The organism is Streptomyces sp. NBC_00104 (assembly GCF_045160825.1).
In the GTDB taxonomy this organism is placed as follows: Bacteria; Actinomycetota; Actinomycetes; order Streptomycetales; family Streptomycetaceae; genus Streptomyces.
Genome location: NZ_CP108215.1, coordinates 1,443,602 through 1,465,764 on the forward strand (window position 1 = coordinate 1,443,602; position 22,163 = coordinate 1,465,764).

The window sequence follows — 22,163 nt, forward strand, 5'->3', positions numbered from 1 at the left end:
TCGCGCATGCTCTTGCCCTGGGCTCACGGTCTGCAGCTAGCTAGGTGCTGCGCCCACTTCCTGGCCCGGGTTCCCGATGAGCCCTGGGCAGACCGACGGCACACCGGGCGAGTCCCGCGGCCGCCGCTCAGGGAAGTGGCCGGAAAACCGTAGATGAGGAGTAGTCATGCAGAAGGCATACGAGGCCCCGACGCTCGTCCGGCTCGGTACGTTCCGCAAGGAGACGGGGCTCCTGGGACGCGCCGGCAACGACCGGCTGATCCTGAGCAAGAACTGACGAGCGGCGGTCCTTGACCCGACGTCATGACTGCACTGCACGAAAGTGCGGGGACGGGCCCCGGCGACGCGCACTTCGCGGTCTTCACCGACCGTGCGGACGCGGCCGCCGTGGCCCGCTCCTTCGCCCGTCCCGGTAGCCGGACCCTCGCGCATGCGTCGGGCCGGCCCTGGCTGGTCGGCCACTGGCACGACGACGAGGTCGTCACCGCGACCGTCGGCGGCGTCGGCCTCGCCCTGGTCGGCTGCTGCCCGATCGACGCCGACGCGCTGCGGCGGCGAGCCGCACAGCTGCGTGATCTCGCGGAACTCGACGCACTGGCCCGGTCCCTTCCCGGCAGTTTCCACCTCGTCGGCTCCCTCGACGGGCAGATCAGGGTTCAGGGCACGGCCTCCGGACTGCGACTCGTCTTCCACGCGGAGATCGACGGCGTACGGGTGGCCGCCACCCGCGCCGACACGCTCGCCGCCGTCCTGGGCCTCGACCCCGACGTCGAGGAGTTGGCCGTAAGGCTGCTGTGGCCCGCCCCGTATCCGCTGTTCGAAACGTCCCTGTGGCGTGCGGTCACCGCCGTTCCTCCGCAGGACGCCGCGATCGTCGCGGCGGACGGGCGCACCGTACGGCACACCCGGTGGTGGACGCCGCCGGAGCCGGTCCGGCCGCTCTCCGAAGCGGCGCCCCTGATCCGCAAGGCACTGGAGGAGGCCGTCGACGCCCGGACCCGGCAGGGCGGCGTGGTCAGCTGCGACCTGTCCGGCGGCCTGGACTCGACCTCCGTCTGCTTCCTGGCCGACCGCTCCCCCGCCCGCGTGGTGGCCAGTACGTGGCCGGGTCGCGATCCGGCGGACACCGACCTGTACTGGGCCGAACAGGCGATGGGCCACCTCCCGGACGTCGAGCACGTGGTCTGGGACGCCGACGCGTCGCCGCTGGTCTACGAGGATCTGCTCTGCATCGACGACCTCCTCGACGAGCCCACCATCGGTGTCATGGACCGCTCCCGGGTCCTGCACCATCTGCCCGGACTCGCCGCACGCGGCAGCCGGTTGCACCTGACCGGCATCGGCGGCGACCACGTGGCATGGTGCTCCGAGGCGTACTACCACCGAATGCTGCGCACCCGCCCGCTGTTCGCCGTGCGGCAGTTGCGCGGGTTCCGGGCACTGTGGCAGTGGCCGCTCGGCGGCACGGCCCGCGCGCTCGCCGACTCCCGGCCGTACGGGACGTGGCTCGCCGACGCCACCGACCACCTGCGTGACCCGTCGCCCCCCTCCGTCGCGACGGGTCTCGGCTGGGGCATGGCCCCGCGCCTGTTCGACTGGGTGACTCCCGAGGCCGAACGCATGGCACGCCGGGCGCTGCACGGGGCCGCGGCGAGCGTTTCGCCGCTGCATCCGGACCGTGGCATGCACAGCGACCTGGAGCAGATCCGCTCGTGCACCCGGGTCATCCGCCAATGGGACCGGATGGCGGCCCGCGCCGGTCTGCCGATGGCCTCTCCCTTCCTCGACGACCGCGTGATCGAGGCCTGTCTCGCCGTACGCCCGAGCGAGCGCGTCACGCCCTGGGCGTACAAGCCCGTCCTGAGGGCCGCGATGCGCGGGATCGTCCCCGAGGCGTGCCTGGGGCGGGCCAACAAGGCCACCGCCTCGATGGACGCCGCCAACGGACTGCGGGAACACCGCGCCGACCTGCTGGCTCTGTGGGAGGACTCGCGGCTGGAGGCGCTGGGCCTGGTGGACGGAGCCGAACTCCGCCGCCTCGCCCGGCGGCCCGCCACACCGGGACTGTCCGACGCCATCCTCTACTCCACGATCGCCGCCGAGGTGTGGCTGCGGGGGCTCTCCCGCGGCCACACCCGGGTCCCGCGCCCCTGAGACCCCGTCCCCACGTCCCTGAGACCCCGTCCCCGCGCCCCTGACCCCGTCCCCCCGTCCCCACATCCCCGCGTCAGAAAGGTCCCCCCACATGTCCCTGCGTTTCGGCGACAACGTCTCCACGGCCGAGACCGACTACGGCACGGTGCTTCTGGACGAACGGGCAGGCGCCTACTGGGAGTTGAATCCGACCGCCACCCTGGTCGTGCGGACGCTGCTCGACGGCGGCGACGAGTCGGACGCGGCCGCCGCCCTGGTCCGGGAGTTCGACACCGACCGGGCGCAGGCCCTGCGGGACGTCGAGACCCTGGTGGGGCAGCTGCGCAGTGCGGGGCTCGCCTCATGACGACGCCCAGCGCGCTGGAACGACCCACCGGTGTTCCCCTGGCCCGACGCCTGTCCGCCCGCCTCGTCCTGCTCCCGGCCGTCGCGCTCGCCCTCCTGCCGCCCCGCCGCATCCGCGCCGTACTCGGCGTCCTGCGACGCGGTGCCGCTCCCGCCACCACCACACAGGCCCGGAACGCGCGCGACGCCATGTGCGCCGCCAGCCTGCACTGCGCCGGGCCGAAGGGGTGCCTGCCGCGCTCCCTGGGGGCGGCACTGCTGTGCCGGCTCGGCGGGACATGGCCGACCTGGTGCACCGGCGTGCGCGTCGTCCCTCCCTTCACCGCGCACGCCTGGATCGAGGCGGAGGGCCGTCCCGTCGGCGAGGGCGCGCCGGAGGGCTACTTCGCCCCGCTGATGACCGTCGGCCCGCTGCCACGACCGACGGACCGATGACCGGCACGACCGCTCTGGACGGCGGCCGGGCCGAGATCACCGACGGCGACAGGTCCACCCGGGCGGCGGTGGCCACGATGTACCGGCTCACCGCCGGGCACCGCAAAGCCATCGCCGTCGCCGCCGTACTGACCCTCGTGGCCTCCGCCCTGGGGTTGACCCAGCCGCTCGTCGCCAAGCACGTCGTGGACGCGAGCGGCCGCGGGCAGGTCATCTGGCCGCTGCTGGCACTCCTGGGCGCCCTGTTCGTCGCCGAAGCGGCGACGGGGTCCGTGGGGCGCTTCCTGCTGGAGCGGATGGGCGAAGGCGTCGTACGGCAGCTCCGGCACGGTCTGGTGGGACGACTGCTCCGGCTGGACATGAGGGAATACGACCGCCACCGGGGCGGCGACCTCATCTCCCGGGTGACGGCCGACACCACCCTGCTCCGGGAGGTCGTGTCGCAGGCCCTCGTCGATCTGGTGACGGGCAGCCTCGTAGCCGCCGGGGCGATCATCCTCATGGCGTGGCTCGACCCCCTGCTGCTGCTCCTGGTCGCCGTCATCGTGGCCATGGCGGCCCTGGTCGTCACCTCGCTGCTCAAGGGCATCCGATGCGCGTCCGAGCACATGCAGAACTCGGTCGGTGCCATCGCCGCCGACCTCGAACGCGCCCTCGGTGCCCTGCCGATGGTCCGCGTGCACCGTGCCGAGGAGCGCGAGGCGGCGGGCATCGGCGCACGTGTCGAGGCGGCCTACGGCGCGGGGATACGCACCGCGAAGCTCGCCTCGGTCATGAGCCCCGCCGTCGAACTCGCCGTCCAGGGCTCCTTCCTCATCGTCCTGGTCGTCGGCGGCCTGCGCGTCAACGGCCACGCCGGCTCCCTCGGCGACCTCGTCGCCTTCCTGCTGTACGCCTCGTACCTCGTCCTGCCGCTGTCCTCCGTCTTCCATGCCGTGGGTCTCATCCAGCGCGGGATGGGTGCCTACCAGCGCATCGAGGAGGCGCTCTGCCTGCCCGTGGAGCCGACCGCACCGCTGGTGGCGCGCATCCCCGCACCCACGCGGCGGCCGGCCGGGCCCGTCACCTGCCCCGAACAGCCCGCCCTCGCCCTGCACGACGTGCACTTCGGCTACGACCCGGAACGGCCGGTCCTCCGCGGCGTCTCGTTCACCGTGGCGCACCGGCAGCACGTCGCTCTGGTGGGCCGGTCGGGAGCCGGCAAGAGCACGGCGTTCGCCCTGGTGGCGAGGTTCTACGAGCCGGACGCCGGCTCCGTGCTCTTCGACGGGCGGCCTGCCACCGAACTCACCCTTGACGCCTGCCGCCGACGCATCGCCGTCGTCGACCAGAACGCCCACGTCGTCCACGGCACCCTGCGCGACAACATCACCTACGCCGTGCCCGATGCCACGGAAGCCGAGATCCGGCGCGTCGTGGAACTGGCCCGACTCGAAGAAGTCGTCGACCGTCTGCCCGGCGGCCTCGCCGCCGTGATCGGCGAACGCGGCGGCACCCTCTCCGGTGGCGAACGACAACGCGTCGCCATCGCCCGCGCGTTGCTGGCCCGCCCCTCGCTGCTCCTGCTGGACGAGCCCACCTCCCACCTCGACGCGATCAACGAATCGGCCCTCACCACCGTCATGAAGGACGTCGCCCAGGAGTGCGCGCTGCTGGTCATCGCGCACCGCCTGTCCACCGTGCAGCACGCCGACCACATCGTCGTGCTGCAGGACGGCCGCACCGTCGCCGGCGGACGCCACGACGAGTTGCTGGCCGGCAACGCTCTCTACCGCGAGCTGGCCGCGAGCCAGATGCTCCGGCCGGGCCGGGGCCCAGGGAGCGCCGGCCAACCGGGGACATCGGGCGGCTGAGTCCCTTCGCCGAGCGGTAGAGCGCGGCGCCCCGTTCACCGCCGGGGCGGGCGCCATGAAGGTCGCGACGCCCGTCGCGCCCCTGTCGTCGGGGTCTCTCGGGTCAGGCCTGCGGGAGCCTGGCGGCGACGTACTCGGTGAGGTCCAGGAGCCGGTTGGTGTAGCCCCACTCGTTGTCGTACCAGCCGAAGATCTTGACCAGTTCGCCGTGTGCCTGGGTCAGCGGGGCGTCCAGGACGCATGAGGCGGGGTCGCCGACGATGTCGCGGGAGACGATCGGGGCGTCGGAGACCCGCAGGACGCCCTTGAGCGGCCCGTCGGCGGCCTCCCGGAAGGCGGCGTTGACCTCGTCCGCGGTCACGGGCCGCTCCAGGACCACGCTCAGGTCGGTCAGGGAGCCGTCCTCGACGGGGACGCGTACGGCGATGCCGTCCAGCGTGCCGGACAGTTCCGGCAGCACGAGGCCGACCGCGCGGGCGGCACCGGTGCTGGTGGGGATGATGTTGACGGCGGCGCTGCGGCCGCGGCGCAGGTCCTTGTGCGGGCCGTCGAGGACGACCTGGTCGTTGGTATAGCCGTGGATGGTGGTCATCAGGCCCTTGACGAGGCCGAAGTGCTCGTCCAGCACCTTCACCATGGGGGCCACGCAGTTGGTGGTGCACGACGCGTTGGAGACGACGTGGTGCTGCTCGGGGTCGTAGGTGCCCTCGTTGACGCCCATGACGACCGTGGCGTCGACTCCCTTGCCGGGCACGGAGAGCAGGACCTTGCGTGCCCCTGCCGCCAGGTGCGCTCCGGCCTGTTCGCGGGTGCGGAAGCGGCCGGTGGACTCGATGACCACGTCCACGCCGTACTCGCCCCAGGCCAGCTTCGCCGGGTCCCGCTCGGCGGTCACGGCGACACGGTGCCCGTCCACGGTCAGTGAGGCGTCGTCGTGGTCGACGGTGCGGCCGAGCCGCCCGTACGTCGAGTCGTACTGCAACAGATGCGCCAGCGTGGCCGGCGAGGTCAGATCGTTGACCGCCACCACCTCGACGGGGGTCCCGGTGCCGTTCCGCGCGCGTTCCAGTACGCAGCGCAGGTAGTTGCGTCCGATGCGGCCGAAGCCGTTGATACCCACGCGCACGCCCATGTCCCGTGTCCTCCCGATCGATCCCAGGTCTGTGTCTGTTGCACAGCGTGGGCGAGGCGGGCCGGGCGGAACATGGGCCTTACGGGGGCGGGATGAGGGCCGTTCGGCCCGGCGGACCGCACGGCCCTCCGAAGCCGGGGGCTCGGTGTCCGTCCCGCTTCAACCGCTTGACGGAGCCGGGCCATCACCCTGGTGGTGGTGCTGGGGTCGAGCGGGGACTGGCGCCTGGCCACCGTGCGGACCGCCGAGACCAGGTCCGGCATGCGCGAGCGCGTTTCCCGGCACACGCTCACGCCGTCTCCGTCTCCGTCTCCGTCTCCGTCTCCGTCTGGCAGGCGCACGTCGAGCACCGTCACCTGAGCACGCAGGGCGGGAACACGTACCAGGGCGTGCTCGACGGTGGCGGCCGTCGAGGTCGCCGCCCGGAAGACGTCCCGTCCCGCACTCGGCATCCGCATCGGGCCTGTCACCCACGCCGTCCCGTGCCAAACCGTCCCGTGCCATTCCGCCGCCCCCGTCGCGGTCGTCCCGCACGCCCGAGAGCCGGCCCGCTGGAGGCCGCGTCGGGTTCCGGAGGTCGAAGGGCCGGTTTCCGCACGTGCTGAGGGCCGAAGGTCTCATCGCCAAGGACCTCCGGTACCTGCCCTCGCACCGGTGCGGAGCCCGAACCTGGAGCCGCACCGTACCGACAGACACCGACAGACACCGACCGATCCGGGGAACATCGGATGAAGGCAGCGGTCGCCCGGTCCTTCGGCGAGCCGCTGGTGAGCGAGGAGCGGCCCGCCCCGGAGCCCGGCCCCCGGAGGCCGGAAGCCAGAAGCCGGGAGCCGGAAGCCGGAAGCCAACAGTCAGAAGGATGTGCACACGTCATGGTCCGTTATGTGTACGAGTTCACCGAAGGCGGCCGGGACATGGCCGACCTGCTCGGCGGCAAGGGCGCCAACCTGGCCGAGATGACCCGGATGGGCCTGCCGGTGCCGCCCGGTTTCACCGTGACCACCGAGGCCTGCCGGGCCTTCCTGGCCACAGGCTCCGAGCCGGCCGGTCTGGCCCACGAGATCTCCGAGCACCTCACCGCACTGGAGCAGGCCTCGGGACGGCTGCTCGGAGAGCCGGACGATCCGCTGTTGCTGTCCGTCCGCTCAGGGGCACGTTTCTCCATGCCCGGCATGATGGAGACCATCCTCGACATCGGTCTCAACGACGAGTCCGTGCTGGGATTGGCCAAGACCTCCGGGAACGAGCGCTTCGCCTGGGACTCCTACCGCCGCCTCGTACAGATGTTCGGCAGTACGGTCATGGGTGTCGACGGTGCGCTGTTCGAGGACGTCATGGCCCGCCTCAAGGAGGCCCGCGGGGCCACGGACGACCTGGGGCTGGACGCGACCGATCTGGCCGAGCTCGTCGAGGCGTACAAGGAGCTGATCCGCCAGCAGACCGGCGCGTACTTCCCCCAGGCTCCGGCCGAACAGCTGCGCCGGGCCGTTCTCGCGGTGTTCGAGTCCTGGAACGGCGGACGTGCCCGGCTCTACCGCCGCCGCGAGCACATCCCCGACGACCTGGGCACCGCGGTCAACGTGCAGACCATGGTCTTCGGCAACCTCGGCCCCGACTCCGGAAGCGGCGTCGCCTTCACCCGCGACCCGGCGACCGGCCACACCGGCCTGTACGGCGACTACCTGTCCAACGCGCAGGGCGAGGACGTCGTCGCCGGCATCCGCAACGCCGTCCCGCTGACCGAGCTGGAGCGCCTGGATCCGCCGTCGTTCGCTCAACTGCGGGACCATCTGCGGACGTTGGAGTCCCACTACCGGGATCTGTGCGACATCGAGTTCACCATCGAGCGCGGCAAGCTGTGGATGCTGCAGACCCGGGTGGGCAAGCGGACCGCCGAGGCGGCGTTCGCCATCGCCGCCGCGTTGGTCGACGAGGGCCTGATCACGCCGGAAGAGGCTCTCGCGCGCGTCAGCGGAGACGGGCTCGCGCGACTGATGTTCCCGCGGTTCGACACCTCGGCGGTCGGCGAGGCTCTCGCGCATGGCATCCCGGCCTCGCCCGGTGCCGCTGTCGGCGCGGCCGTCTTCGACTCCGCCGAAGCGGTACGGCGCGCGGCCGCCGGGGAGAAGGTCGTCCTCGTACGGCAGGAGACCACCCCCGACGACCTGCCCGGCATGGTCGCCGCCCAGGCCGTGCTGACCAGCCGTGGCGGCAAGACCAGCCACGCGGCCGTGGTGGCCCGGGGCATGGGCAAGGTGTGCGTGTGCGGTGCCGAGGAGATCACCGTGGACCCGCAGGGGCGCCGCTTCACCGTGGGCGCCACCACGGTCGAGGAGGGCACGGTCATCTCCGTCGACGGATCCGAGGGCGCCGTGTACCCGGGCGCGGCGTCGTTGGTCGACTCCGCGGTGATGCGGTACTTCGAGACCGGCGGGCTCGGTGAGCGGTCGGCCGGGCTGGTCGACGCCGTGGCCCGCGCCATGCGGCAGGCCGACGGGGTACGGCGGCTTGGCGTGCGGGCGAACGCCGACACCCCCGAGGACGCCGCACGGGCCCGGCGCTTCGGCGCCGAGGGCATCGGGCTGTGCCGTACCGAGCACATGTTCCTCGGCGACCGGCGGCAGTTGGTCGAGGCGATGATCCTGGCCCGTACCGACGCCGACCGTGAGCGGGCACTGGACGCGCTGCTGCCGCTGCAACGGCAGGACTTCACCGGCATTCTGGAGGCGATGGACGGGCTTCCGGTGACCATCCGGCTCCTGGACCCGCCGTTGCACGAGTTCCTGCCGGACCGCACCGAACTCGCCGTGCGTCTCGCGGCCGCCGAGGCCCAGGGCAGCCCGCCCAGCGCGCACGACGCCGAACTGCTGGAGGCCGTGAACCGCATGCACGAGGAGAACCCGATGCTCGGCCTGCGCGGCGTGCGCCTGGGACTGGTGGCACCCGGCCTGGTCGCCATGCAGGTGCGCGCGATCGCCGAGGCGGTGGTGGACCGCAAGCGGGCAGGCGGAGATCCACGGGCGGAGATCATGGTGCCGCTGATCGACACGGTCGAGGAACTGCGTCTCGTACGCGAGGAAGTGCGGCAGGTGCTGGCAGAGGTCTCCGAGGCCTCGGGGATCACCGTGGAGTGCCCGGTCGGCACGATGATCGAACTCCCCAGGGCCGCGCTCACCGCGGGAAAGATCGCCGAGGAGGCACGGTTCTTCTCCTTCGGCACGAACGACCTGACCCAGACCACCTGGGGCTTCTCCCGCGACGACGTCGAGGCGGCGTTCTTCTCCGCCTACCTCGACAAGGGAATCTTCAAGGTCTCTCCGTTCGAGACGATCGACCGCGAAGGCGTGGGCCGACTCGTCGAGATCGCGGTCGCGGAAGGCCGCGCGGCGCGCCCCGACCTGAAGATCGGTGTGTGCGGCGAGCACGGAGGGGATCCGGAGTCGGTGCACTTCTTCCACGCTGTGGGGCTGGACTACGTCTCCTGCTCGCCCTTCCGGGTCCCGGTCGCCCGCCTGGAGGCCGGCCGCGCCGCACTTCGACCGACGGAGACCAGTGACAGCAGATGAGCGCAGAAAGGGAGTGGCGTGCGCACGCGCCACGACCGCGCGGGACCTGATGTCGACGCCCGCCATCACCGCGCACCCGGAACGGGGCGTCGCGGACGCCGCCCGGGTGGTGGAACGTGGTGGAACGCCATGGGCCAGGCCGTCCCACACCGTGATCGTCGCGGTCCGGGACGGCCTGGCCACCCCGAAGGGACGGTTGGAGCCCCGGGGCCCGGTCCTGGTGAAGTGGTGGCCGCCGGCCGTCCCGCACCACGTCGTCATCGGCTTCTTCGTCGGCGGCCGGCACCTCGGCCGGTGGGACGGTGGACGCGTCGCCGTACTGACGTTGATCGCCGCCGTGACCATGGCCTTCACCGAGAAGTACCCCCACGGACCTGGTCGACCTGATCCTCGGCCTCAACCGGTGGGTGCCGCGGGTCGCCGCCCACGGCTCCCCGATGACGGACGCGTATCCGCCCTTCCGGCTCGACACGGGCGGTAGCGAGCCAAGGGCCGCCGAGAAGCCGTCATGGCCCCCGAGCCGGTGTCGTCGCCGCCGTGACCCGCGACTGCCCGGGGGCTGTGATCAGTCGTGCGGGATCACCGCCACCGGCGCGGAGGCGTGGTGGAGCACCTCGTGGGTGACCGGGCCGATGTGGCTGCCGACCGGTGCGCGGCGGATCCGTCGTCCCACGACGACCAGCGCCGCTTCCCGGGACGCGTCCACGAGGTGGGCGCCCGCGCCACCGACCACGCTCTGCGTACGCACCTCGACGTCGGGGAACTTGTCCTTCCACTGCTCCAGTACATCGGCCGGCCCACGTCGTTCCCGCACGGCCGGCCCGGCGTCGAGCCCGGTGTCCAGGGCATCCTCGTCGCCGTAGGAGGGCGGCACGCTCCAGCCGTGCACGACGCGCAGGACCGCCGCGCGGCGCCGGGCGGCGTCGAACGCGAACTCCACGACCGCGTCGCCGGGGTCCACGAGGTCCAGCCCCAGCACGACCTCCCGGCGGGGGAGGGCGCTGGACGGGGTTCCCGTGGCATCGGGCAGATGCTCGTCCTCGGCGCGCCCACCCGTCCGTACGAGGACGACGGGCCGCTCGGCGCGGGCCAGGACGGCGAGGGCGACGGAGATGGTCGGGCATCTGGGCGTGGACCATACGTTCGACTTCATCCTGGAACAGGCCGGCCGTGCCGACGAGCGGTCGTGGCGACGGTCTCGACCACGAGCCGTCGCGTCTCACCGGGCCGAAGGACGCGCAGACTCTCGGTGCCCGTGCCGGGGCCCGCGGCCATGAAGCGTCCGTCGCGTTCCTCGACCCTCTGGGCGCTCAGGCGAAGGCCCGCGGAGCCCGGCCCCGTCAACTCTGCTTCCATGTCGTGGACCGCTTCCCTGGCGTCGTTGCGGATCTCGAGGAACACCAGCCCCGGGTCACGCCGTATCACGGCGGAGACCAGACGGGCCGTCGACGCTTCACGGTCTCGGAGCTCGGACGCCAACCTCCTGTTGTCCCTGAAGGAGACCAGGAGAGCCACCACGACCGCGGCCAACGTGCCGAGCGCCCCTGCCACCTGCCCAACGGCGCTCAGCCAGTCGGTGATGGACGACATCCACAGGCCCCCTTCCCGGACGGCACCACCCTGCCTTGATCTCTGCCCCGGTGCGCCCCGAGCGAGACCTGCCGGTCAGAGCAGCCACCGGTTCCGGCTGACGAACGGCAGTCGTGCCCATGCCCTGCCGAGCCCCCAGGTGGCACCGGCGCCCGCGGCCGCCAGCGCGATGAGGACGACGGCGTAGACGAGGTGGTAGTCGGCGAACGGGTTGGTGGACATGCTCGCCGAGCCGTCGGAGAGGTGCTGGGCGGGCGGCCACTCCGCGATCCACATGAACGCCATCATCGCGGTCCCGGCGACGGCGGCGAGCCGCAGACCTATGCCCGCCACCAGGGCGAGACCGACTCCGAGCAGGCCGAGCATGAACAGCCAGTCGGCCCAGGTGTCGCCGGCCCAGGAATGGAAGGTGGACTCCATCGGCCCGACGGCCACGCCGCCGAGGAAGCCCTTGGTCGGTGAGCCGCCGTCGATCCAGGCCCTGCCCGACTGGGTCGCGTAGCCGAGGCCGAAGGTCTTGTCCAGGAACGCCCACAGGAAGACGAACCCGGTCAGCAGACGCAGGCCGGCGAAGACGTACGAGGTGGTCGTGATGGTCGCGGTGGTCGCGGTGTCGCCCGCCTGGGCGGCACCGGTCCGGCGCCGCGACGGGAGGTGGAACCGTGTGTGCCGGTGGGGGTGTCCGTGAACCGCCATGTCACTCATCCCTTTCGGAGAGGTTCTGCACGAAGCCTCGGCGACTCCGTCACCCCCTCAATGTCCCGCTCACGCAAGGGAGTTCGGAGGGGCCGCAGGCCCCGGGCACCGGGGCCGAACGTCCCTGCCCGACGGGGACTCACCGGCCCGGTCCTCGTGCAGCCGTTCAGACGCGGGACGGGACGCACCGCGCCGTCGTGGACGGGGTCGAGGAACTGCTCACGCACCCGCTCTCGGCGTGCGGCAGAGCCCGTGCTCCACCCTGCGCAGACCGCCGTTCGGCATGGTCGCGCGCTTCAGCACGTCGAAGTCGAGGACGCCCTCGCGCCGCTCCTCCGGGAAGGGGGCGCTGGCCTGCTGCCGGACGGCGTGCGTGCGGTCCGTGGGACCGGTCAGGATGGACGCGTCACCTTCGTACGGCTGCACAGGTGTGCCTCTCATCTCCGATGCCGGTCTTTCGCGGTACTCGTGGGCCGTTCGGCCGACAGCCCCGCCCGACGGCCTTGAGCACAGCAGCGGTTCGGGCCGCACGACATGGTGGACAAGCGGCTGCTGCCACGGTTTCGCCGGGGACGGACCGCCGTTGCGGGCTCCGCGCCCGTCCGCGCCCGCCCTCAGGTCGGCGAGGGCCGGACGAGGATGTTGTCACCGGTGCGGCCGGCGACGTAGTCCTCGATGTTGGTGACCGTCGTGGCGACGATCTGTTCCACGGCGTCCCGAGTGAAGTACGCCTGGTGCGAGGTGACCAGCACGTTGTTGAAGGTCATCAGCCGGGCGAGGCGCTCGTCCGTCATCACCTCCAGGGACTTGTCGAGGAAGAACAACCCGGCCTCCTCCTCGTACACGTCCAGGCCGACACCCCTCAGCCGCCCCGCGCGCAGGGTGTCCAGCAGGGCGTCGGTGTCGATCAGACCGCCGCGGCTGGAGTTGACCAGGATCGCGTCGTCCTTCATCAGGGCCAGGGCTTCGGCGTCGACCAGATGATGGGTGTCCGACAGGAGCGGCACATGCAGACTGACCAGGTCCGCCTCGGCGAACAGCTCCTCACGCGTGGTGTAGCGCATGCCGAGGGCCAGGCAGTCGGGATTCTCGGTGCTGTCCCAGCCCAGCAACCGCATGCCGAAGCCGTGGGCGATCCGGGCGAACGCGGTCCCGATCCTGCCCGTGCCCACCACACCCGCGGTCCGGCCGTGCAGGTCGCGGCCCATCAGTCCGTCGAGCCGGAAGTCGAACTCCCGGGTGCGGTGAGCGGCCCGGACGATCCGGCGGTCGACGGCCAGCGCCAGCGCCCAGGCGAACTCGGCGACCGCGTACGGCGAGTAGGACGACACCCGGGCCACCGTCAGCCCCAGCTCCTCGGCCACCGTCAGGTCGATGTTGTTGAAGCCGGTGGCCCGCTGGGCGATCATCCTCGTGCCGCCCGCGGCCAGCGAGCGCAGCACCTTCGCGTCCAGGGTGTCGTTGACACCGCAGAGCACGATCTCGTGGCCGTCGGCGGTCGGGGTGGTGTCCTCGTCCAGGAACAGCGACAGACAGCGGAGCCGATGACGGCCGGCGAACGCCCGGTCGAACGCCTCCCGCAACAGCGGCTCCTCGTCCGCCTGGACGCCGTACGCGACGATCTCCACGTGCTTTCCTCCCATGAGGGCGGTCATGAGGACGGGTGGTCCACCTCTCCACCGTAGGACGACACCCATGAGACGACGGGCACGGCGGGCCCCACCGTGGGGCCCACTGGCGCACACCTGCGGAAAAGTGACCCGTTCCGCGCACAGTGGCGACGGCGTCGTGGTGCCGAAGGGCGGCCCTGGCACCTCGCCGCCCCCGAACGGCCGCTGCCCTGTGCGTCGGTGAGGCGGGGGTCAGCTCCTTCCCTGCTCAGCGCCCACGAGTTCGGCCGCGATGCGGGCGGCCCACTCCTGGATGGCGGTGAAGTCACGGAAGTCGCCCCCCTTTCCGGAGCGGAGGATCATCCCGGCGACCCATCCCTTCGCGCCCTCCTCCAGGCAGCCACCGAAGGTGACGTGTTCCCTGCAGTCGAGGCGGTCCATGTCCTTCTTCACCCCCGGTACGGGCGGGATGTCCCGCTCCGAGGCGGAGGGGTCGAGCGGGCCGCTGCTGAACAGCCACAGCGGGCGTTCGGCGAGTTCGTGACGGTGACGGCGGACGAAGCGTCGGGCGTCCCGGTGCCAGCGCCCCGCGTACAGTCCACCGCCGACCACCACGGCGTCGTACGACGCCACGCTCGCCACGGACCGGGCCGGCAGTGCCTGGGCGGCGAGTCCCTCCTTGCTCAGGACCTCCGCGATGGTCTCGGCGATCTGCGCGGTCGATCCGTTCGTCGTTCCGTAGGCGACCAGCACGCTGGTGGGCATGGCGGTCCGCCTCCTCTCACAAGTGTCGTGGTGCGGTCTCGACGATGGGGTGCTCGGTGACGGACGGCCGGGTCATCGACTGGCCGGCGGTACGGGCCTGCGCCTTCGAGGCCCGCCTCCGGGCGCCGCGTGCCAGTCCGGACAACCGGGAGCGACGCTTCGGCCGCCAGGGATCGGGGGTGTCCGCCGGCCGCGACATCAGGTCCGTCTCGGAGATGACGCCGATGGCCTTGCCATCGCCGTCGCCCACCGGCAGTCCACCGACCCGGCGGCCGGCCGGCCGGCGCACCACCTCCTCGAAGGGGGTTCCGTACTCGGCGGGGACGACCTCCGTGGTCATCACGGAGCCGGTCTTGTTGTGTCTCACGTCCATCTTCCCTTCTCGTCGGAGTCGGCGCAGAAGCGTGTGCGGGGGATCTCGCGACGCCCATATCCGTGGGGGGGGGATCTCCATCGTGCGTTCCCTCCTCGACCTGCGCGTGGTGCGTCAGTCGTGTGCGATGACGGCGACGGGAGCGGCGGCATGGTGCAGGACGGCGTGGGTGACCGGGCCGATGTGCGCGCCCAAGGGACTGCGGCGGATCCGTCGGCCGACGACCACGAGGGAGGCCTCGCGAGAAGCGTCGACGATGTGGTGGGCCGCGCTGCCCCAGCGGGGCACTTCGACGACGTCGACGGCGGGGAACTTCTGCCGCCACGGGGTCAGGGCCTCGGTCAGGAGGGTTGCCTGCTGCTTCCTCAGTTCAGGGCCGAGCTCCGGATCGGCCGGGATGGCGTACGCGTAGTACGGCGGCGGGTTCCAGCCGTGGACGACCCGCAGGGTGGTCTCCCGCCGAGCCGCGGCGTCGAAGGCGAATGCGATCACCGTGTCGTGCGGGTGGTCGGTGTCGAGGCCGAGGACGACGGGCCGGAACGGAGTGCCGTCGCCGGACGGGATTCCGGCCGGGTCCACCGCGTGCTCGTCCGCGGTCTGCTCCCCGGCTCGGACCAGGATCACCGGCCGCTCGGAGTGGGCGACGACCAGCTGGCCGACGGAGCCCACCAGGAAGCCACCGATGCCGCTCAGGCCACGGGAGCCGAGGACCAGCAGTTCGGCGTCCTTCGCGACGCGTGTCAGCACCTCGCCGGGCCGGCCGCTGATCTGTTCCACGGTCACGTCCACCTCGGGGTGGCGCACCCTCAGTCCTTCGGCCGCCCCTCGCGGTATCCTCCCCCAGCCTTCGGCCGGGGGTACCCCCATATCGCTTCGCTCGCTCCAGTGCCGCAGCGTCTCGGCACCGAGGAGCGGCGCCTGGGCCATGGGCTCGGGAACGGGTTCCCAGACGTGGACGAGCTTCAGCGGCAGGCCGCGCAGCTTCGCCTCGCGGGCCGCCCACTCCGCGGCGGCCAGGCTCTCGGCCGAGCCGTCGATGCCTGCGACAACGGGGTTGACCATGGTTCTGCCTCCTGAAACGGGATGTGATTCCAGCGTCGCCGCCGGGGAGTCGCCCGTGCAGGGGCCGCAGGTCCCGGCCCGCGGCCCGAGCGGCCCTGAGACCCGCCGGGTGCGGCACGGGTCCGTGGCTCGGTACACGGCATGCGGACGGGGCCGAGGAGGGAGCGTCACCGCGCTGTCCGGCCCCTTACTCGTGCGGGCAGGCCGCGGACGTCAGTCCGGGAGGACCAGTCGGCTCCTCTCCCCCGGCTGGAGACACACACCACGATCGGGCAGACGGACGTCGATCGGGTCCCGGTCGGACGACGGCACCGCGATCTCCACCCACCCGCGCTCCAGCCGCAGCCGCACACCCCAATGCCCCTGGTAGCGCAGGGTGAACCCGTACGACGACAGTTCCGGTAGCGGCACCGGGTCGAGCCACAGCGCATCGTCGCGGGTCTCCAGTCCGGTCAGCCCGCGCTGGACGAGGTCGAGGGTGCCGGCCATGGCCCCGAGATGGATGCCCTCGCCCGTGGTGCCGCCCTGCAGATCGGCGATGTCGCCGCGCAGGGCCTCCTGGCAGAACTGCCACGCCTCGGCGCGCCGCGCCCGGGACAGTACCCAGCCGTGCACCAGGCCGCTGAGGGTGGAGCCGTGGCTGGTGCGTGCGAGGTAGTGGTCGACGGTGCGCCGCCAGGCGTCCTCGTCCAGTCCGTAACCCAACCTGCCGAACAGACCTTGGAGTTCGGCCGGTGAGAAGAGGTAGCCGAGCATCAGGACATCGGCCTGCTTGGACGCCCGGTAGCGGTTCACGCTGTCACCCTCCGCCTCCAGGATCCGATCGAGGCGCCGGATGTCGCCGTACCGCTTCCGGTAACCGTCCCAGTCGAGTTCGGCGAGGTCGCCGTACCCCTCGAACTGGCTGACGACGCCCTCGTGGAAGGGCACATGGAGGGTGCGCGAGACGTCCTCCCACTGTTCGAGCTCGCCGCCGTCCAGGCCGGTCCGCTCGACCAGTTCGCGTCGGCGGGGCTCCGGCAGTGCCCGCAGCACCTCGAGCGTGCGGGTGAGCACCCACACGGCGGTGACGTTGGTGTACGCGTTGTCGTCGAGACCGGGCTCCTTCGCGCCGGGATAGGCGTCGTGGTACTCGTCGGGGCCGACCACACCTCGGATGCGGTGCCGTCCGAGGCTCTCGTCCCAGGTGGCCGAGTCCGCCCAGAAGCGGGCGATCTGCAGCAGCATCTCGGCGCCCTTGGTGTGCAGGAACTCCGCGTCACCGCTGGCCTCGCAGTACCGCCAGACGTTGTACGCGATCGCCGACCCCACATGGTGCTGGAGCCGCGAGTGGTCGGGCAGCCACCGTCCGGAGCGCGGGTTGAGGTGCAGTTTCTGCGTCTCCTCACGCCCGTCGCTGCCGCTCTGCCACGGGTACAGCGCGCCGCGCCGCCCGACCGCGCGGGCCGCGGTACGGGCCTGCTCCAGACGGCGGTGGCGATAGCGGAGCAGGGCGCGGGACACCTCCGGGAAGTGCAGGTTGAGGTACGGCAGCACGAACAGTTCGTCCCAGAAGACGTGGCCGCGGTAGGCCTCGCCGTGCAGCCCGCGGGCCGGGACGCCGACGTCGAGGTCGGCCGTGTGCGGGGAGAGGGTCTGCAGGACGTGGAAGAGGTGCAGCCGCAGGATGTCGCCCGCCTCCCCGCGGACGTCGAGCTCGGCCCGTCGCCACAGCTGGTCCCAGGCCGTGAGATGAGTGTCGAGCAGCTCCTCGAACGCGGGCGCGGCGCCCACCCGCTCGATCGCGGCGTCCAGGGGGTCACTGATCGCGGGGTCGCGTGAGGTGTGCAGGGCGATGGTCTTGTCGACGGTGGCCGCGGTGCCGGGGGTCAGGTGCAGGCGCACGCGCTGAATGGCGTGCGGGGGTGCGTGCCCGGCCAGGACCGGGGCGTCGGCGGTCAGCCTGGCCGCCATCCCGATCCGGATGTCGGAGGTACGTGTCCGGCAGCGCAGCCACACCGTGTCCGGGGCGGCGGAACCGGTGTGCACGTGGGTCAGGTGGTGTCCGTCCAGGTCGCGGTAGCGCGGCACCCCGGCGTTGGTGACGCCGCCGTCGAGCGTGGCCTCGACCTCGACCTCGCCGGAGAACCCTTCGGCGGTGAACTCGGTGCGTAGGGCCGCCAGATGGGGGTCGGCCATGTGCACGAGACGCTGCTGGCGCACCGACAGCACCCGATCCCCGCCGAGCGCGTACCGCGTGCGACGCTCAAGGAGTCCGGAGGCCAGGTGCAGCACCTGCCGGTGGTCGAGGACCTGCGCGGTATCGGGGGTCAGCCAGTGCTCCCCGGCGAGCCGGAACCGGAGCGGCAGCCAGTTCGGGAGGTTGACCATGTCCTCGTTCTCCACGCGGTGTCCCGCGACGTCCGAGGTGAGCCTGTTGTAGCAGCCGGCCGCGTAGGTGCCCGGGTAGTGCACGTCGTCCGCGGCGCATTCGGGCAGCACCCCGCGGGTGGCGAAGTAGCCGTTGCCGAGCGTGCACAGCGACTCCCGCAGCCGCTCGTCCGCGGGCTCGTAGCCCTCGTACTCCCAGAACCAGCCCGTCACGTCGGTGCTCCTCCCCCGACCAGTTCTCCGAGGTCCCGTACGACGATGTCGGCGCCGTGCCGCCGCAGCGCCTCTGCGGTGTCCGGACCGGCGGTGCGGTCCACGCCGACGACGAGGGCGAACCCTCCGCTCCGGCCCGCCTCCACACCTGCCAGCGCGTCCTCGACGACGGCGGCGCGGTCGGCGCCGACGCCGAGCCGTCCGACGGCTTCCAGGAAGAGGTCGGGCCGCGGCTTGCCCGGCAACGCCAGCCGAGCAGCCTCACCACCGTCGACCAGCACCTCGAACAGGTCCAGGACCCCGGCGCGCGTGAGGAGCTCACCGGCGTGGCGGGACGCGGAGGCCGCGGCCAGCGGCACCCCTGCCCGGCGCAGGGCCTGCACCAGCCGGACCGTCCCCGGATAGGCGTCGACGCCGTGCGCGCGCAGCCGCTCGGTGAACAGTCGCTCCTTCTCCGCGGCGACGGCCCGCACCGTCTCGGCCGACGGATCGAGGCCGCGCGAGGCGAGGAAGGCGGCGGCCCCGTCCGAACGGGACTTGCCGTCCACGTACCGCAGGTAGTCGTCCCGGGTGTCGAACGGGCGTCGCTGCCCGGGATCGTCGGGCGGATGTTCGCCCAGGAAGGCGTCGAAGGCGGTCTTCCAGGCGGCGGCGTGCACACGCGCCGAGTCGGTGATCACTCCGTCGGTGTCGAAGACGACGGCCCGTACGTCCCGCAGTACGGGTGCGAGCGCGTCGCGGGACTGTACGGGCATGAGTACTCCCCTGTGAGCGAGTCACCGGTCGGTCCTGATCACACGTTCGGCCAGTCGACCACACCTGTCGCGAACGATCGCCGGCGGACACGGCTGGTGGCACGGCAGCATGTGGGCCACCCGGCCGAGCAGGAGTCCGGAGTGTCCCTGCCCGCGCCGGGCCGGACACCCACGACCAGGTGCGGCTCCACCTGTCCCACCGCCTTTCGCCGGGCCGCAGGGGTGTGCGGGGCTTCATCGCCACTTTCGCACCGTCGGCGGGGTGACGGGAGAGGCCGTTCGGCCCTTGCGCCCTGGTCACCGGTCACCGGTCACCGGTCCTGAGGACGTCGGAACACCGGCGGGCCGGGGTGATGACTAGGGCGTGTTTCGGAAGTGCCTTCTGCTCTGCGACGTTCGGCACGCTCCCCCACTCTCGGCTCCGCTCGAGCGGGAGGGACCCCCACCGCCGCGCCGGACGAAAGGCCAAGTACGCCCAGTACGAGGCCTTTCGTCCGGCGCGCCGAGAGCACGCACCGGACGCCGCAGAGCCGCCCTTCGGGCGACGAAGGGACTTCCGAAGCACGCCCTAGAAGCCGCGGAGTCCGAGGGCTCCTGGGAGAGGATCTCCGAAACCTCCGCCGCAGCTCGGTCGATCCACCAGACCTGCCGTTGTTTCCCAAGGGAGAAGAGGCGGCGGGCATGGCGAACAGCGCGCTTCTGGTGATGGACGTCCAACGGGACGTCGTGGCGATCGCCGATGACGGTTCCGGATATCTGCCGCGCCTGCGCAGGGCGATCGACGGTGCCCGGGCCGCCGGTATCACCGTGATCTACGTGGTGCTCGGGTTACGGCCCGGCGATCCAGAAATCAGCCCCCGCAACAGGGTGATGACCAACGTCATGCGGGCCGGCCTGTTCCGCGAGGGGGCCCCTGGCACCGAGATCCATGACGACGTCGCGCCCCAGCAGGGCGACGTCGTGGTGACCAAGAGGCGGGGGAGCGCCTTCTCGGGCAGCGACCTCGACCTGGTACTCAGGGCTCGCGACATCGACAGCCTTGTCCTCACCGGCATCGCCACCAGCGCTGTAGTGCTGTCCACCCTGTGGCACGCCATCGACCTGGACTTCGGCCTCACCGTCCTGGCGGATGCCTGCCTCGACACCGATCCCGAGGTGCACACGATGCTCACCGAAAAGCTGTTCCCGCAGTGGGCGGATGTCGTCGCCGTCGAGGACTGGCTCCAAGCCATCGCACCGCGATAGCGGGAGGCCCTCCGGCCACCGAAACTCTCGTTCGAGGCGATGCCGTCGCCCTCGACCCACAGCAGGGCCCCGTCGGCGTCACCGACCGCGAAGACGTGCCCGTCGTCCTCGGCACCGGCACCGGCACCGGCACCGGCACCGGCACCCAGCAACTCCCGGAACAGGGGCAGCACCGCGGTCGGCGGATGCGTGCGCCGGTGCGCGTCGCGCGTCGCGCGGCGCGGCAGCCGAGACTGCGGGGGCGGGTTGTTCACGGCGTCGGGCCCGGCCACGGCCCGACGCCCGGGCGAGCGGGTCAGCCGTGCGGTACGACGGCGACGGGGCAGCCGACGTGGTGCAGCACCGCGTGCGTGACGGGCCCGGTGTGCGGGCCGAGGCGGCCCGCCCGGGTCCGGCGGCCCACGACGAGGAGGGAGGCTCCGGCCGACGCGCGCACCAGTGCGGTGGCCGCCCGTTCCTCGGAGACGGTCTCGGTCACGGCGACGCCGGGGAACTTCTCGCACCAGGGGCGCAGCGTCGCGACGACGGCGTGTTCTCGCGCCGCGAGCAGTTCGGGTCCGGCCGGGGCCACGGGCAGTCCGGGTCCGGGCTCCATGTCCGCACCGAGGCCGGCGCCGCCGGTCCGCGTGGCGCTGAAGGCGTGGACCACGTGCAGGGCCGCGCCGTAACGCCGGGCGGCCTCGAAGGCGAACTCGATCAGCTCGTCGCAGGGACGCCGGGTGTCCAGCCCGAGGACGACATCGCGGAACGGGGTCTCGGGGATCTCGTCCGGGGAGACACCGTCGGACGCCGGGAAGTGTTCGTCGGCGGAGGTCTCGCGCGCCCGGACGAGCACCACGGGACGCGGGGACCTGGCGACCAGCCGCTGCGACACCGAGCCGAGTATGAACCCCGCGACACCACTCAACCCGCTGGAGCCCAGCACCAGTACCTCCGACTCCGCCGCCCCGGTGAGCAGGGCGTCGACAGCGGAGTCGGACACCAGCTGCTCCACGATCCGCAGTCCCGGGTGCGCGGCACGCACACTCGTGACCGCCTGGTCCAGGGTCCGCTCGGCCCAGTCGCGCTGGCTCACGTCGATCGGTACGGAGGGGGCCGGGTTCGGGTACCACGTCCAGGCGTGCACCATCCTCAACGAGACGCCGCGGCGCAGGGCTTCCCTGGCCGCCCAGTGTGCGGCCGCGAGACTCGCGGGAGACCCGTCGACTCCCGCAGTGATGTGCCGAAGCATGCTGCGCACCTCCTCCGTCCAAGCCTGTTCGTTCTTCCGCTCCAGCGTCGTGCGTGGCCGGCTTCGCGCTAAGGGGCCGTACAGGCCCTTCCCGGGGGCCCTTCGGCCCAACTCCCTTTGTGTGAAGGGCTCACGCGGCCCGCAGCCGGGACCCGCCCGGGACTCTCGCCGGTTCAGTGCCGGACCAGCACCCCGGCGATCGGGTCGACGGGGCGCTTGGAATGGACCGGCGCACGGTATTCCTTGGTCCCGAGCCCGCGGGCGGGCCGCGTCGGCAGTGCGGTCGGTGGCTCATGGTGCGCGTGGCGGCCCCGCCGGCGCGGCGCGAGCGCGTCGAACAGCGCGGTGAGAACGAAGGTCCCGCCCATCGCCGCGAACAGCAGGAGCGCGAACCGCTTCCGGTGGTCCGGTGTGAGAGTCGTACGCACGGTCCTCGTCCCTCCTCGGGTGGGCATCTTCCTCTGCCGCTCCCAGTCAACTTCGATGCGCCTCGGCCCGCATGAGCCATGAGTCCCGAACGAAGGGCCGCAGTGCCCCTGCCTCTGGCCCCTGCCCCTGGCCTCGTCCGCGGTCCCGCAGCCGCAGCCGCAGCCGAGCGCAGATGCCACGCCGCCCTCGGCAGCCGGACCCTGCGGGCACGTGCCCTCACCTGGCACAACGCACGAGGAGACATCCCCGGAACGGTGTGCGCGGCGGGCGGGACGCGCCTGGGCCGACCGGTCCCGCGGGAGACCCGATCAGCCCCGGTCGGCGGGCCGCCCTGCCCGG

The 22,163-nt window shown here is 72.1% G+C and carries 20 protein-coding genes and 1 pseudogene; 7 read left to right on the forward strand and 14 right to left on the reverse strand.

Annotated elements, in window-relative coordinates; all coding sequences use genetic code 11:
- The first annotated feature begins 166 nt into the window (after positions 1–166).
- The 5 genes from OG272_RS06190 (at position 167) to OG272_RS06210 (ending at position 4,787) form a co-directional block, all read left to right on the forward strand.
- Positions 167–277, forward strand: a complete 111-nt coding sequence (locus tag OG272_RS06190) for a keywimysin-related RiPP (RefSeq protein ID WP_326584497.1) — start codon at positions 167–169, stop codon at positions 275–277.
- A gap of 26 nt (positions 278–303) precedes the next feature.
- On the forward strand, positions 304–2,154 hold the full coding sequence (locus OG272_RS06195; RefSeq protein ID WP_327730878.1) for a lasso peptide isopeptide bond-forming cyclase: 1,851 nt from the start codon (positions 304–306) through the stop codon (positions 2,152–2,154).
- A 91-nt stretch (positions 2,155–2,245) separates the two neighbouring features.
- Positions 2,246–2,500, forward strand: a complete 255-nt coding sequence (locus OG272_RS06200) for a lasso peptide biosynthesis PqqD family chaperone (protein ID WP_326584495.1) — start codon at positions 2,246–2,248, stop codon at positions 2,498–2,500.
- A complete protein-coding gene (locus OG272_RS06205) occupies positions 2,497–2,934 on the forward strand; it encodes a lasso peptide biosynthesis B2 protein (protein ID WP_326584494.1) in 438 nt (145 codons plus the stop codon). Before OG272_RS06200 ends, OG272_RS06205 begins: the two co-directional genes overlap by 4 nt.
- Complete coding sequence (locus tag OG272_RS06210) at positions 2,931–4,787, forward strand: ABC transporter ATP-binding protein (RefSeq protein WP_327730877.1); 1,857 nt, start codon at positions 2,931–2,933, stop codon at positions 4,785–4,787. The genes OG272_RS06205 and OG272_RS06210 overlap by 4 nt, the downstream gene beginning before the upstream one ends.
- A gap of 103 nt (positions 4,788–4,890) precedes the next feature.
- Here OG272_RS06210 and gap read toward each other — a convergent pair whose 3' ends face one another.
- Together gap and OG272_RS06220 are read right to left on the reverse strand one after the other, a co-directional pair.
- On the reverse strand, positions 4,891–5,919 hold the full coding sequence (gene gap, locus OG272_RS06215) for a type I glyceraldehyde-3-phosphate dehydrogenase (RefSeq protein WP_327730876.1): 1,029 nt from the start codon (positions 5,917–5,919) through the stop codon (positions 4,891–4,893).
- 143 nt (positions 5,920–6,062) lie between these two features.
- A pseudogene (locus OG272_RS06220) lies at positions 6,063–6,326 on the reverse strand (DNA-binding response regulator); the annotation flags it as partial.
- 465 nt (positions 6,327–6,791) lie between these two features.
- Between OG272_RS06220 and ppdK the strand changes: the two are divergent.
- Positions 6,792–9,485 carry a pyruvate, phosphate dikinase gene (gene ppdK, locus OG272_RS06225; RefSeq protein WP_327730875.1) on the forward strand — a complete coding sequence of 898 codons (2,694 nt, stop codon included), beginning with the start codon at positions 6,792–6,794 and terminating at the stop codon, positions 9,483–9,485.
- 565 nt (positions 9,486–10,050) lie between these two features.
- Here the strand turns inward: ppdK and OG272_RS06230 are convergent.
- From OG272_RS06230 to OG272_RS06275, 10 genes are all read right to left on the reverse strand, one after another.
- The gene (locus OG272_RS06230; RefSeq protein ID WP_327730874.1) at positions 10,051–10,638 is read right to left on the reverse strand and encodes a universal stress protein; all 588 of its coding nucleotides are present in this window, start codon (positions 10,636–10,638) and stop codon (positions 10,051–10,053) included.
- On the reverse strand, positions 10,635–11,075 hold the full coding sequence (locus OG272_RS06235) for a hypothetical protein (RefSeq protein ID WP_327730873.1): 441 nt from the start codon (positions 11,073–11,075) through the stop codon (positions 10,635–10,637). The genes OG272_RS06230 and OG272_RS06235 overlap by 4 nt, the downstream gene beginning before the upstream one ends.
- Positions 11,076–11,150: 75 nt before the next feature.
- Complete coding sequence (locus OG272_RS06240) at positions 11,151–11,771, reverse strand: hypothetical protein (RefSeq protein WP_327730872.1); 621 nt, start codon at positions 11,769–11,771, stop codon at positions 11,151–11,153.
- A 219-nt stretch (positions 11,772–11,990) separates the two neighbouring features.
- Positions 11,991–12,212 carry a hypothetical protein gene (locus OG272_RS06245; RefSeq protein ID WP_327730871.1) on the reverse strand — a complete coding sequence of 74 codons (222 nt, stop codon included), beginning with the start codon at positions 12,210–12,212 and terminating at the stop codon, positions 11,991–11,993.
- A gap of 173 nt (positions 12,213–12,385) precedes the next feature.
- Positions 12,386–13,399, reverse strand: a complete 1,014-nt coding sequence (locus OG272_RS06250; protein WP_327732326.1) for a 2-hydroxyacid dehydrogenase — start codon at positions 13,397–13,399, stop codon at positions 12,386–12,388.
- 234 nt (positions 13,400–13,633) lie between these two features.
- The gene (locus tag OG272_RS06255) at positions 13,634–14,146 is read right to left on the reverse strand and encodes a flavodoxin domain-containing protein (protein ID WP_328222532.1); all 513 of its coding nucleotides are present in this window, start codon (positions 14,144–14,146) and stop codon (positions 13,634–13,636) included.
- A gap of 16 nt (positions 14,147–14,162) precedes the next feature.
- Positions 14,163–14,519, reverse strand: a complete 357-nt coding sequence (locus OG272_RS06260) for a CBS domain-containing protein (protein ID WP_327730870.1) — start codon at positions 14,517–14,519, stop codon at positions 14,163–14,165.
- 114 nt (positions 14,520–14,633) lie between these two features.
- On the reverse strand, positions 14,634–15,581 hold the full coding sequence (locus OG272_RS06265; protein ID WP_326584483.1) for a universal stress protein: 948 nt from the start codon (positions 15,579–15,581) through the stop codon (positions 14,634–14,636).
- Between the two features lie 213 nt (positions 15,582–15,794).
- Complete coding sequence (locus OG272_RS06270) at positions 15,795–18,164, reverse strand: glycosyl hydrolase family 65 protein (protein WP_327730868.1); 2,370 nt, start codon at positions 18,162–18,164, stop codon at positions 15,795–15,797.
- Positions 18,161–18,919 (reverse strand): HAD-IA family hydrolase, encoded by a 759-nt coding sequence (locus tag OG272_RS06275; RefSeq protein ID WP_328222533.1) that lies wholly within the window; start codon positions 18,917–18,919, stop codon positions 18,161–18,163. Before OG272_RS06275 ends, OG272_RS06270 begins: the two co-directional genes overlap by 4 nt.
- A 681-nt stretch (positions 18,920–19,600) precedes the next feature.
- On the opposite strand from OG272_RS06275, the gene OG272_RS06280 reads away from it, so the two are divergent.
- A complete protein-coding gene (locus OG272_RS06280) occupies positions 19,601–20,164 on the forward strand; it encodes a cysteine hydrolase (RefSeq protein ID WP_327730866.1) in 564 nt (187 codons plus the stop codon).
- A 295-nt stretch (positions 20,165–20,459) separates the two neighbouring features.
- Here OG272_RS06280 and OG272_RS06285 read toward each other — a convergent pair whose 3' ends face one another.
- Entirely contained in the window at positions 20,460–21,395 is a 936-nt protein-coding gene (locus tag OG272_RS06285) for a universal stress protein (RefSeq protein WP_328222534.1), read from the reverse strand.
- 173 nt (positions 21,396–21,568) lie between these two features.
- Positions 21,569–21,823: a hypothetical protein gene (locus OG272_RS06290; RefSeq protein WP_328222535.1), complete on the reverse strand. Its 255-nt coding sequence runs from the start codon at positions 21,821–21,823 to the stop codon at positions 21,569–21,571.
- Positions 21,824–22,163: the final 340 nt, after the last annotated feature.

Excerpts from the sequence above, each read along its gene's own strand:
- OG272_RS06265 (WP_326584483.1), bottom strand. The coding sequence starts at position 15,581 with ATGGTCAACCCCGTTGTCGCAGGCATCGACGGCTCGGCCGAGAGCCTG.
- ppdK (WP_327730875.1), top strand. The coding sequence starts at position 6,792 with ATGGTCCGTTATGTGTACGAGTTCACCGAAGGCGGCCGGGACATGGCC.
- OG272_RS06210 (WP_327730877.1), top strand. The coding sequence starts at position 2,931 with ATGACCGGCACGACCGCTCTGGACGGCGGCCGGGCCGAGATCACCGAC.
- OG272_RS06255 (WP_328222532.1), bottom strand. The coding sequence starts at position 14,146 with ATGCCCACCAGCGTGCTGGTCGCCTACGGAACGACGAACGGATCGACC.
- OG272_RS06230 (WP_327730874.1), bottom strand. The coding sequence starts at position 10,638 with ATGAAGTCGAACGTATGGTCCACGCCCAGATGCCCGACCATCTCCGTC.
- OG272_RS06205 (WP_326584494.1), top strand. The coding sequence starts at position 2,497 with ATGACGACGCCCAGCGCGCTGGAACGACCCACCGGTGTTCCCCTGGCC.
- OG272_RS06235 (WP_327730873.1), bottom strand. The coding sequence starts at position 11,075 with ATGTCGTCCATCACCGACTGGCTGAGCGCCGTTGGGCAGGTGGCAGGG.
- OG272_RS06245 (WP_327730871.1), bottom strand. The coding sequence starts at position 12,212 with ATGAGAGGCACACCTGTGCAGCCGTACGAAGGTGACGCGTCCATCCTG.
- OG272_RS06285 (WP_328222534.1), bottom strand. The coding sequence starts at position 21,395 with ATGCTTCGGCACATCACTGCGGGAGTCGACGGGTCTCCCGCGAGTCTC.
- OG272_RS06195 (WP_327730878.1), top strand. The coding sequence starts at position 304 with ATGACTGCACTGCACGAAAGTGCGGGGACGGGCCCCGGCGACGCGCAC.
- OG272_RS06240 (WP_327730872.1), bottom strand. The coding sequence starts at position 11,771 with ATGGCGGTTCACGGACACCCCCACCGGCACACACGGTTCCACCTCCCG.
- OG272_RS06260 (WP_327730870.1), bottom strand. The coding sequence starts at position 14,519 with ATGGACGTGAGACACAACAAGACCGGCTCCGTGATGACCACGGAGGTC.
- OG272_RS06200 (WP_326584495.1), top strand. The coding sequence starts at position 2,246 with ATGTCCCTGCGTTTCGGCGACAACGTCTCCACGGCCGAGACCGACTAC.
- OG272_RS06280 (WP_327730866.1), top strand. The coding sequence starts at position 19,601 with ATGGCGAACAGCGCGCTTCTGGTGATGGACGTCCAACGGGACGTCGTG.
- OG272_RS06190 (WP_326584497.1), top strand. The coding sequence starts at position 167 with ATGCAGAAGGCATACGAGGCCCCGACGCTCGTCCGGCTCGGTACGTTC.
- OG272_RS06275 (WP_328222533.1), bottom strand. The coding sequence starts at position 18,919 with ATGCCCGTACAGTCCCGCGACGCGCTCGCACCCGTACTGCGGGACGTA.
- gap (WP_327730876.1), bottom strand. The coding sequence starts at position 5,919 with ATGGGCGTGCGCGTGGGTATCAACGGCTTCGGCCGCATCGGACGCAAC.